The following is a 10,291-nucleotide window of genomic DNA, read 5'->3' as shown; positions in this document are numbered from 1 at the left end:
GTGTCCACCATCAGCCGTGAGGTCAAGCGCGGCGGAGGCCGCTGCGAATACTCGGCTTGGCGCGCACATGAACGTGCCCGCCAGCAGACTCGTCGGCCGAAGCCGTTCAAGCTTGCGTCGGGCCGGCTGCTCGAGGAGGTCGCCAGTCGGCTGGAGCAGTTGTGGTCACCTGAGGAGATCGCAGCGCGCCTGCGGTTGGATCATGCCGATGATCCGCAGATGCGTGTGAGCCACGAGACGATCTACCAGTCGCTGTTCGTGCAGGGCAGAGGCGAGTTGCGCCGTGAACTGGCCCGGTGCCTGCGGTCCGGAAGGACGGCTCGCAAGCCTCGCGGGGCCATCGAGGGTCGTGGCCGCATCCCCGGCATGGTGATGCTCAGCCAGCGCCCTGCCGAAGCCGACGACCGTGCAGTGCCCGGGCATTGGGAGGGTGACCTCATCCTTGGTCAGGGCAGCCGCAGCGCTGTCGGGACGCTCGTCGAGCGCTCGACACGGATGACATTGCTGCTGCACCTGCCCGATGGCAAGAGCGCCGAGCAGGTCGAGGCAGCAATGCGCGAGGCGGTCAGCAAGCTGCCGTCCTCCTTGGCCCGAACGATCACCTGGGACCAGGGCGCGGAGATGGCCAAGCATGCTGCGTTCACTACCGCCACGGGCATTCCGATCTACTTCTGCGATCCTCACTCGCCCTGGCAGCGCGGCAGCAACGAGAACACCAACGGCCTGCTGCGCCAGTACCTGCCCAAAGGCACCGACCTGAGCGTCGTCAGCCGCGAGGAGTTGGACGCGATCCAGGACAGCCTCAACGGACGCCCCCGCAAGACGCTGGGCTATCTGACACCATCAGAGAAGCTCACAGAGTTCCTTGCGCCCACCGCTTGAATGCGCCATCGAGTTCGCCCGGCGCAGCTCACACACTTCCTTCTCCAGCTCGACCAGGCGTTGGGACTCGCTGGTCGTGGTCCCGGGACGGTGCCCCTCGTCAACCTCGGCCTGCACGACCCAATTCCTCAGAGTCTCGGGATTGATCCCGAGCTGCTCGCCCACACGACGGAACGTGCCCGACCTCGTCGATGGATCCCGTCGCGCCTGAACAGCCATCCTCGTGGCTCTCTCCCGAAGCTCGTCCGGGTACTTCCTCGGTGCTGCCATGCTCCTCATCCTCCCGTGGAATCAGAGCCTCCACCAGACCCGGGGCGATTCACCTTGCCGGTCGGGTCCAGGGCCATCACGGCGAGATAGACGCACTTGAGCGCGGCCTGCTCGTTCGGGAAGTGGCCACGCGCCTTGACGGCCTTGCGGATGCGGGCGTTGACCGACTCGATCGCGTTCGTGGTGCACACCACCCGACGGATCTCGCGGTCGAACTGTAAGAACGGCACGAACTCCGCCCAGGAGTTGGACCACAGCCGCACGATCGCCGGGTACTTCCGACCCCACTTCTCCTGGAACTCCAAGAAGCGCTCCTCGGCCTCGGCCACGGTCGCGGCCTGGTAGACGGGCTTGAGGGCCCGCGAGATCGCGTCCCAGTCCTGCCGGGCGGCGTAGCGGAAGCTGTTGCGCATCAGATGCACCACGCAGGTCTGCGCGATCGTGGCCGGCCACACGGTGGCCACGGAATCAGGCAGGCCCTTGAGACCGTCGCAGACGAGCATGAGCACATCCTCGACCCCACGGTTCTTGATCTCGGTCAGGACCTGCAGCCAGTACTTCGCGCCCTCTCCGCCGTCCCCGGCCCACAGCCCGAGGATGTCGCGGTTGCCGTCCACGGTCACGGCCAGGGCGATGTAGATTGGCCGGTTGGCGACCTGACCGTCACGCACCTTCACGTGGATGCAGTCCACGAAGACCACCGGATACACCGGGTCCAGCGGACGGTTCTGCCACTCGGACATGCCCTCGAGGACCTTGTCCGTGATCGTGGAGATCGTCGTCTTGGACACGTCCGCGCCGTAGACCTCGACCAGGTGTGCACTGATGTCCCCGTGTGTCAGCCCGCGGGCGGACAGTGAGAGCACCATGTCTTCCACGCTGCCCAGCCGCCGCTGCCGCTTCTTCACAATGGCCGGCTCGAATGTCCCGGCACGGTCGCGGGGCACCTCGACCGCCACCGGCCCAGCCTTGGTCAGCACCGTCTTCGCCCGGGTGCCGTTACGGCTGTTGCCGTCGCTGGATCCGCCACGCTCGTGGGGCTCGTAGCCCAGGTGGTCGGTGATCTCGCCCTCCAGAGCCGACTCCAGCACCAGCTTCGTCAGCTGGCCCAGCAGCCCGTTCTCCCCGGCCAGGTCCAGGCCCTGCTCTCGGGCACCGGCCACCAGCTGCGCCACCAGAGCCCGGTCCACCGCCGGCACCTCCTTGCCGCGATGCTCGGCGCCCTGCCGCTGCTCCCCAGTCATGGTCACGGGCTCCTGAACCTCCACGTTCTGCGATGCCATCACGTCATCCATCGGTCATACCTCCCAGTTCGGGAGTTACACCGAAAAACGTACAGTCCCTTTAACCCAGGCTATCGAGGTACCGGCACATCCCTGGGATCAGGATGGCCCGACCAGCGCCTTCAGCGGTTCCCGCGGTGACGTGGAGCAGACGTGCACGATGTCCACGCCGGAACCGCAACATGCATCACCAGGTCCGTGAATCGGAGCGGGTTCACGGTGCTCGGCTGAGCGTCAATTGCTGACGGTGGTGGTCGTAGTGCTGGGTGTCGTAGTGGTAGATCTCGGCCAGGCTCATCCAGTCCCGGAAGTAGGGATCCCAGTGCACCGGCATGTGCATCCCGCGGGCCAGCGCATCCTCCGACTCGATTCTGAGCCGGGCCTGCAGAAAGTCGAGGGTGCGGTCGAACCACCGGATCAGCCGCGGGCCGTGGATCACCCGGGCCGCACCCCGGTCGCTCTGGTAGTTGATGACGTGGAAAGCTCGGGTGCCGGCCTCCAGTGCTCGGGCGAAGATGCGGCTGACCGGATCGGGCAACCTGCCCACCAGGGGTAGCAGGCGGCGCACGATGAGGTAGCCGAAGAACATGTGGAACAGCAGCTGCCCGTTGGTCCACCGGGTGCCCGACGAGGGCCGGCGCAGATCCGCAGGGGTCGCTTCAGTGACCAGGGCATGGAAGTCCGCGCGAACCCGCTCCAGCTCCTCATGGATGGTCTCGGGGGTGATGGGCGCGCTGTTCATCGGCTGCTCCTGGAAGTGATGTCGTTGCCGGAAGCGTCCTGGGCATTGCCCGGCTTGTGGGCGACAAAGCGCACGACCGGCCCGCCGAAGGACAGCCGGAGGGCGAGTGGGTCCAGGCCGGCCTGGTCGAGGACTGGTTCGAAGGCTCCAGGTTCGATGAGCCGGTGCGGTGACCGATCGGCACGGTGCACCAGAGATACCATCCGTGAGGCCAGCAGGTCGTATCCCACGAAGGCCCCGCCCGGTCGCAGAACCCGGGCCACCTCGGCCACCGCGCGTTCCCACTCGATGACGTGGTGGAGCATCAGGAAGCTCAGAACCGTGTCGAACGACTCGTCCTCGAAGGGCAACCGAGTGGCATCGGCCTGACGCGCCTGGGTCAGGGGGAATCCGGCCAGGCGGTCCTGGGCGGCTTCGACCATCGCCGGGTCGGCGTCGGTCGTGGTGAGCCGAACCCGGGGATGGGCTCGGGCGATGGCTTCGGCCATCGCACCGCTGCCTCCACCGATCTCCAGCACGTCCCCGGTGACGGGGAACCCCTGGGTCGCCCAGGGAACCATCCGCCGGGCCACAAGAGCCCATGGCGCGCTGCGACAGAAGAAGGCCTCCAGCGCGGACATCCTTGGCATGGTCTCCACCTCTTAGCGCACCCGCATGGTTTCCGCCGAGCCTAGTTTCACCATCGACGGCAGTGAACCGTCCAGGCAGGAGGTGGGACGACCTGGCCGTTCACGCCGCCCCGGGGCGGGCGCGGAGGGCCAGCGTCCCGTCGTGGGGCTGAGCTCAGCCGGCAAGTGGGTTAGAGGCCGAAGGCCCCGCCCTCGAGGAGGATGGCCACGCCCAGGCCGATCAGCACGATCGGGAACAGGATGTGTTCCCACCGTTCCAGGACCTCGGCGATGGGTTTGCGGGTGGCGACGTACTTGGCGATGGCCACCAGCACCGCGACCATGGCCAGGAAGGCGATGCAGTAGGCCACCATCGCGGTCGGGCCCACGGTGACGAATACGGGCACGTAGACCCCGATGTTGTCCCCGCCGTTGGCGAAGGTGACTGCGGCGACAGTCCAGATGCTGACCTGTTTGCCGGCGACCTTCCCCTCGTCATCGTCATCATCGTCGTCGCTGCGCCAGACCTTCCAGGCCGCGATGAGGCCGAGGACCAGGGGGATGAGGCCGAAGTAGGGAATGGCCTCGGGCGGCAAAAAGGTGCTGGCGCCCAGGGTCACCAGCACGGAGGCGATCAGGATGCCGCCGAAGCCTACGTACTGGCCGATCCCGATTTTGACGGTGGTGCCTCGGACCCCGGCTCCGCGGGCGAAGAACAGGGAGAGCACGATGATGTCGTCGATGTTGGTGGCCGCGAACAGGCCGATCGCTTGCATCACGGGGGAGATGAAGTCCATAACTTGTCTTTTGTCGGGGATGGAAGGTCCCTGTCTCACGTCTGCTGTGCAGTCCTTCGGATGCGGCGGCATCCGTGCGGGGCGCGAACCGGCTCGGCGGCCCTGGTGGCAGGTCGTGGGCAGTGAGGTGGCCCGCTACTCGGTGGGGTCGGGGCGGGGTTCCGGGGCCAGCAGCGCGCCCAAGACGAAGACAACGACCCCGGTGGTGACGAAGGCGTCGGCGAGGTTAAAGGTGGGGAACCATCCGGTGTGCAGGTAGTCCACTACCCCGTTGCCGTCGAGGCGGTCGAGGAAGTTCCCAGCCGCGCCCCCGAGCAATAGGGTCGCTCCCGTACGGGCCAGCCGGGTGAAGGCGGGTGCCGTAGTGAGCAGGTACCAGGTCAGCCCCGCGATGATCAGTCCGGTCGCGGCGATGACGACCCAATCGGGCAGGCCCGCCCCGAGGCCGAAGGCCACCCCGGGATTGTGGTGCAGGCGCAGCGTGAGCAGCCCCAGATCCACCGTCTCGCCGCTCGCAAGCCGGGCTTCGGCCACGGCTTTGAGGATCAGGTCGACGGCGGCCAGCGCCGCCGCCCCGACCAGCAGAACGACTTTCCTGCTGCGGGTCTCCGGTCTGCTCGAGGCGCTGGTGCGGGGCGGGGGTGCGTCGCTCATGCGGCCGGTTCCAGGGCCGGGGCGGGCTGGGCGGCCAGGCGCGCAGTGTCACGGCGGATCCGGCCGGCGCGCACCCCGTTGGCGATGATCAAGATCTCGGCCACCTCGTGCACCAGCACCACCGCGGCCAACCCCAGGATGCCGAACAGAGCCAAGGGGATTAGCACTGCGATCAGCGCCAGGGACACCCCGACATTCTGCAGCATGATCGACCGGGTTCGCCGGGCGTGGTCGAGAGCCTGGGGCAGGTGGTGGAGGTCCTCGCCCATCAAGGCGATGTCGGCGGTCTCGATGGCCACGTCGGTGCCCATCGCGCCCATGGCGATGCCGATGTCACCGGTGGCCAGGGCCGGGGCGTCGTTGACGCCGTCACCGACCATCGCCGTGGGGCGCTGCTCCCTGAGGGTGCGGATGATCTCTGCTTTGCCCTCCGGGCGCAGGTCGGCGTGGACCTGAGTGATGCCGGCGGCCTCGGCCAGGGCGGTGGCGGTGAGGGTGTTGTCCCCGGTGAGCATCGCGGTGGTGTATCCGGCGCGGTTGAGCCGGGTAATCACCTCTCGGGCCTCCGGGCGCAGCTCATCACGCACCGCGATCGCCCCAAGCACCTTGCCGTCCTGCTCGATGAGCACGGCCGTGGCCCCGGCGCGCTGCATCCGCTCGATTTCGGCGGACAGGGGCCCGGGTGTGATCCATCCGGGGCGGCCCAGGCGCAGACGCGCGCTCTCGAAGGTGCCGTACAGCCCGGCCCCGGGAACGGTGTCCACGTGGGTCACCTCGGCGCGCTCAGATGTGGCGGCGAGGATGGCCCGGGCCAGGGGGTGTTCGCTAGCGGCCTCCAGCCCAGCCGCCAGAGAGAGCACCCGCTCTCGGGTCGCCCCGGCGGTGGTGGCGACCTCGATGACGGCCGGGTTGTTGCGGGTGAGGGTGCCGGTCTTGTCCAAGGCAATGGTGCGGATCTTGCCCAGGGTCTCCACCGCGGCCCCGCCCTTGATCAGCACCCCGATGCGGCTGGCCGCCCCCACCGAGGCAACCACGGTGACGGGCACCGAGATCGCCAGCGCACACGGGGAAGCGGCCACCAGCACGACCAAGGCGCGTTCGAACCACAGCAGCGGCTCCCCGACAATGAACCCGTAAGCCACGATCAGGGCCGCGGCGATGAGGATTCCCGGCACCAGCTTGCTGGCGATGGCATCGGCCAGCCGCTGGCTGGGGCCCTTGCGGGACTGTTCGGCCTCGACGATGTGCACGATCTTCGCCAGAGAGTTTTCCTCGGCCGTGCTGGTGACCTCCACCTCCAGCGGGCCGGTGCCGTTGATGGACCCGGCGTAAACCTCCGAACCCGGTCCGACCTCCACCGGCACGGGCTCCCCGGTCAACGCCGAGGTGTCCACCGAGGTGCGGCCAGTGAGGATCCGTCCGTCAGTGGCCACCCGCTCCCCGGGACGGACCACCATCCGATCCCCCAGGACCAGCTCGGCCGGGGCCACGGTGACCTGCACCCCGCCACGGAGCACCGTGGCCCGATCCGGGACCAGATTCAGCAGCGCACGCAGCCCGCGCCGGGTGCGCGCCACCGAGTACTCCTCCAACGCCTCGGCGATCGCGTAGAGGAAGGCCAGCGCCGCCGCCTCCTCGATCGCACCCAGGGCTACCGCCCCGACGGCGGCGATCGTCATCAACGTGCCGACCCCGATGCGGCCCTTGGCCAGCTGGCGCACGGTGGAAGGCACGAACGTCCACCCCGCCAACCCCAGCGCCACCACGCTCACGACGGTGGTCAACCACTCCGAGCCCTCCAGGAGGTGGATGAACCACCCGACTGCCAGCAGCGCTCCGGCCGCGGTAGCGAACCGCACCTCGCTCACCTGCCAGAAACCAACCGGCTCCGTCTCCGCCTCCTCGTGGTGAGCGGGATCGTCGTGGGCGCAGCAAGCATCACTCATCGAACAACCCCCTGGTTCTCTTGGGCCTGCTGGGCGTCCCGGCCGTAGTTCGGGCACAGTGCGACCTTCGACCCGGTGGCCGCCAGCAGGGTTTCGGCGGTAGCCAGTAGGTCCATCAGCTCCGGGCGGTCCAGGGCATAGAAGGTCTGGCGGCCCTCGGACCGGCCGGCTACCAGCCCGCAGTCCCGCAGACAGGCCACATGGGCCGAGACGGTGGACTGTGCTAGTCCGGTCTGCTCCACCAGATCTCGCACCCGGGCCTCTCCGGCGGCCAAGCGGGCCACGATGGTCAGGCGAGTGGGATCGGACAGGGAATGGAACAGGGCCACGGCCGGGTCCAGGCCGGTCGCACAACTAATATTCGGCATGACCCGATGGTATCGCTTAAAACCGATTGATCGGACCGGGGCAATGTAATGTTGTTTGCCTCCGTGCGCCGCAGCCCTCTTGCCCCCCGACAGCACACGACCCTGGCGCCCCTCCTTCAGGGATACCGGGGCCGAGGTCGCTCAGGGGTTGGTCAGAGGCCTGTGAAGGCGGTGAAGAAGCGGAAGAACACCGAGGCGGCCACGGCCACGTAAGTGATCGCCACCAGGGTCCAGGCCCACTCGGAAGCGAAGCGCACCAACCGGGGCGGGGCGGGAATGATGCCGTGGGCGAGGTTGCGCACAGTGAGCAGGATGAACAGCGGGATCATCGCCGCCCACACGATCATGCAGTACAGGCACAGGATGTAGATGGTGAACAGCGCCTGGGACCACAGCCAGATCACGAACACCATGCCAGCGGTGACTCCGATCTGCAGGCCGATCCAGTACCAGCGCCCGAACCGTGCCCCGGCCAGGGCCGCCATGGCGGTGGTGATGACCACGGCGAAGGCGATGATGCCGATCAGCGGGTTGGGGAAGCCGAACAGCTCCGACTGCCAGGTGCCCATGACCTGACCGCAGGACACCCACGGGTTGATGTCGCAGCTGGTGACGTGGTCGGGGTCCCGGTAGAGCTCCAAGCGCTCGAGCACCAGGATCGCTGAGGCGATCCACCCGATCACCCCGGTCACCAGCAAGGTCAGGGCGAAGGGGCGGTGGCGGGCGAAGCCGGGCAGGTGCGCCTGCCCGTCGGGTTCGCTGCCGTGGGGGCGGTCGATGGTCGTGGAATCAGTCATGGGAGGGCCCCTCGAGGGTGCAAGCGGTCGGTGGTCTGGTGACGGAGTGAGTCAGCTGGTGGCGGCGGCTTCGATCTCGGCTCGGAACTGCTCCAGCGTCTCCGGGTTGAGCACTTCCCCATCGAGGAAGAACATCGGGGTTCCGCCCACGCCCAGAGCCTCACCGTCAGCGACGTCGAGCTCGATGCGCTCCTGGGTGGCCGGATCGGCCATCGCGGCATCAAAGGCGGCCATGTCCAGGCCGAGGTCCTCGGCGAAGCCGCGGAAGACCGCGCTCTGGTCCTCGGCCGACTCCCCCCATTCGGTCTGGGTTTCGTACATGCGCTGGTACATCGCCTCGTACTGGCCCTGCTGGGCGGCGGCCTCGACCGCGAGGGCGGCGTTCATGGAGTTGCGGTGACCAGGCAACGGGAAATAGCGGTGAACGAAGGTGACGGTGTCGGCGTATTCGGCCCGCAGCTCCTCGATAACGGGGTAGGCGGCCCGGCAGGACTCGCACTCATAGTCCAGGAACTCCACCAGCACGGCTTGTTCGTTCGGGGCCTGGGAGAGCACCCGGCTGTTCTCCCGAACCACCTGTCCCCCGTCATCGGGCACCGCCGGGGTGGAGTTGGCCCGGGCGATGAGGATGGGGATGGCCACGGCTGCCACGACGGCGGCCAGGAGGACCCACACGATGATCTTGGCCTTCGAGGACTTCTGCTGTGGGGTGATGGTGCTGACGGTTGTGCTCACAGGGGGTTTCCGTTCTGCGTTCAGGGAGCGGGGCGTACCGGGGGTGGAGGCTCACTAGGGGTGGAGGGTCTCATCGTGGCGGTGGGAGGCCGGTTCGATCTGGAAGGTGGAGTGCTCGATGGCCACGTGGAAGTCACGGGCCACGCAGGCCTGCAGATCCGCCAGCACGACACCGGCGTGCTCAGCGGTCAGGCAGCCGTCGTGGATGGTGACGTGGGCCGAGAGCACCGGGGTGTCGGAGTCGATGCGCGAGGCGTGCAGATCATGCACGCCCACCACGTGCGGCAGGGCTTCCAGGCGGGTGCGGACCTCATCGAGGTCCAGGCCCTTCGGGGTGGTTTCCATCAGGACCTCGATGGTGTCGCGCAGCAGGATCAGGGCCCGGGGGACGATCAGGGCGGCAATCAGCAGGGACACGATCGCATCCACCTGGGTCCAGCCGGTGGTGGCGATGACGATCGCGGAGACGATCACTGCTACCGAGCCCAGGGCGTCGTTGGCCACTTCCAGGAACGCGGCCTTCATGTTCAGGTTCTCCCCCCGGCCCGAGGCGAGGATGGCCAACCCGATGATGTTGCCGACCAGCCCGATCACCCCGAACCAGAGCATGGCCGTGGACTCGACCTCCGGGGGGTCGAACAGCCGGCGGACCCCTTCGACGGCGATGAATCCGCCCACGGCCAGCAGCACCGAGGCTTGGGCGGCCGCGGCGACGATCTCGGCGCGCTGGTACCCCCAGGTGCGTTTGTCGGTGGCCGGTTTCAGCGCCAAGGTCGCGGCGGTCAGGGCGATCAGCAGTCCGGCCGAGTCGGTGAACATGTGTCCGGCATCGGCCAGCAGCGCCAGGCTGCCCGAGATCACCGCGCCGATGATCTCCGCGACCATGATCGTGGCGGTGATCGCGAACACCACCGCCAGCTTCCCCCGCCGCCCGGTGCCGGCGTGGGAATGGTTGTGCTCTCCACTCATGCCGGAACCTCCTGGGTGGTGGCGTCATCGGCGAGATCCTCGGCGGCACACTCGGGTGTCCCGCACCGGCACACCGACTCGACGGTCAGGATCGTGCCCAGCAGATCCTCCAACGCGTGGGCCAGCTTGGGCCTTGACCCTGAATCTTGGACACGGTGTCATTTCGGTTATGCCGCTTCCGGGAGTGTAGCGGAGGCGGCGGCTTCGTAGGCGTTCGGAGCGATGTTGCCGATCGCGCAG

10 protein-coding genes and 2 pseudogenes are annotated in these 10,291 nt (G+C 67.8%); 1 reads left to right on the top strand and 11 read right to left on the bottom strand.

Annotated features, from left to right (window positions below; genetic code table 11):
- A partial coding sequence (locus tag FFS25_RS12965) for an IS30 family transposase (protein WP_137803208.1) occupies positions 1-882 on the top strand: 882 nt, incomplete at its 5' end.
- Between the two features lie 6 nt (positions 883-888).
- Here FFS25_RS12965 and FFS25_RS14200 read toward each other — a convergent pair.
- The 11 genes and pseudogenes from FFS25_RS14200 to FFS25_RS12910 form a co-directional block, all read right to left on the bottom strand.
- Positions 889-1,152 (bottom strand): annotated as a pseudogene (locus FFS25_RS14200) (transposase); the annotation flags it as partial.
- A 56-nt stretch (positions 1,153-1,208) separates the two neighbouring features.
- Positions 1,209-2,396 (bottom strand): annotated as a pseudogene (locus FFS25_RS12955) (IS256 family transposase); the annotation flags it as partial.
- A 253-nt stretch (positions 2,397-2,649) separates the two neighbouring features.
- Positions 2,650-3,177, bottom strand: a complete 528-nt coding sequence (locus FFS25_RS12950; protein ID WP_053447552.1) for a DinB family protein — start codon at positions 3,175-3,177, stop codon at positions 2,650-2,652.
- A complete protein-coding gene (locus FFS25_RS12945; protein WP_283957224.1) occupies positions 3,174-3,737 on the bottom strand; it encodes a class I SAM-dependent methyltransferase in 564 nt (187 codons plus the stop codon). Before FFS25_RS12945 ends, FFS25_RS12950 begins: the two co-directional genes overlap by 4 nt.
- Before the next feature lie 239 nt (positions 3,738-3,976).
- On the bottom strand, positions 3,977-4,582 hold the full coding sequence (locus tag FFS25_RS12940) for a cadmium resistance transporter (protein ID WP_053447554.1): 606 nt from the start codon (positions 4,580-4,582) through the stop codon (positions 3,977-3,979).
- A gap of 135 nt (positions 4,583-4,717) precedes the next feature.
- Positions 4,718-5,236, bottom strand: coding sequence for a signal peptidase II (gene lspA / locus FFS25_RS12935; protein WP_053447555.1), 519 nt, complete (start codon positions 5,234-5,236; stop codon positions 4,718-4,720).
- Positions 5,233-7,182: a heavy metal translocating P-type ATPase gene (locus FFS25_RS12930; protein WP_137803207.1), complete on the bottom strand. Its 1,950-nt coding sequence runs from the start codon at positions 7,180-7,182 to the stop codon at positions 5,233-5,235. The genes lspA and FFS25_RS12930 overlap by 4 nt, the downstream gene beginning before the upstream one ends.
- Complete coding sequence (locus tag FFS25_RS12925) at positions 7,179-7,550, bottom strand: ArsR/SmtB family transcription factor (protein ID WP_053447557.1); 372 nt, start codon at positions 7,548-7,550, stop codon at positions 7,179-7,181. Before FFS25_RS12925 ends, FFS25_RS12930 begins: the two co-directional genes overlap by 4 nt.
- Positions 7,551-7,702: 152 nt before the next feature.
- Complete coding sequence (locus FFS25_RS12920) at positions 7,703-8,347, bottom strand: vitamin K epoxide reductase family protein (protein WP_053447558.1); 645 nt, start codon at positions 8,345-8,347, stop codon at positions 7,703-7,705.
- Between the two features lie 51 nt (positions 8,348-8,398).
- Positions 8,399-9,082, bottom strand: coding sequence for a DsbA family protein (locus FFS25_RS12915; protein ID WP_053447559.1), 684 nt, complete (start codon positions 9,080-9,082; stop codon positions 8,399-8,401).
- Between the two features lie 54 nt (positions 9,083-9,136).
- Positions 9,137-10,051: a cation diffusion facilitator family transporter gene (locus tag FFS25_RS12910; RefSeq protein ID WP_053447560.1), complete on the bottom strand. Its 915-nt coding sequence runs from the start codon at positions 10,049-10,051 to the stop codon at positions 9,137-9,139.
- Positions 10,052-10,291: the final 240 nt, after the last annotated feature.

This window comes from Kocuria sp. 2SI, assembly GCF_005502825.1.
GTDB classification, from domain to species: Bacteria; Actinomycetota; Actinomycetes; order Actinomycetales; family Micrococcaceae; genus Kocuria; species Kocuria palustris.
The sequence above is the reverse complement of the archived record's forward strand: the minus strand, read 5'-3'. Positions and strand labels throughout refer to the sequence as shown.

What these genes read in the sequence shown, in the direction of transcription:
- FFS25_RS12925 (WP_053447557.1), bottom strand. Translation starts at nt 7,550, where the DNA reads ATGCCGAATATTAGTTGTGCGACCGGCCTGGACCCGGCCGTGGCCCTG.
- FFS25_RS12945 (WP_283957224.1), bottom strand. Translation starts at nt 3,737, where the DNA reads ATGGTTCCCTGGGCGACCCAGGGGTTCCCCGTCACCGGGGACGTGCTG.
- lspA (WP_053447555.1), bottom strand. Translation starts at nt 5,236, where the DNA reads ATGAGCGACGCACCCCCGCCCCGCACCAGCGCCTCGAGCAGACCGGAG.
- FFS25_RS12950 (WP_053447552.1), bottom strand. Translation starts at nt 3,177, where the DNA reads ATGAACAGCGCGCCCATCACCCCCGAGACCATCCATGAGGAGCTGGAG.
- FFS25_RS12940 (WP_053447554.1), bottom strand. Translation starts at nt 4,582, where the DNA reads ATGGACTTCATCTCCCCCGTGATGCAAGCGATCGGCCTGTTCGCGGCC.
- FFS25_RS12930 (WP_137803207.1), bottom strand. Translation starts at nt 7,182, where the DNA reads ATGAGTGATGCTTGCTGCGCCCACGACGATCCCGCTCACCACGAGGAG.
- FFS25_RS12910 (WP_053447560.1), bottom strand. Translation starts at nt 10,051, where the DNA reads ATGAGTGGAGAGCACAACCATTCCCACGCCGGCACCGGGCGGCGGGGG.
- FFS25_RS12920 (WP_053447558.1), bottom strand. Translation starts at nt 8,347, where the DNA reads ATGACTGATTCCACGACCATCGACCGCCCCCACGGCAGCGAACCCGAC.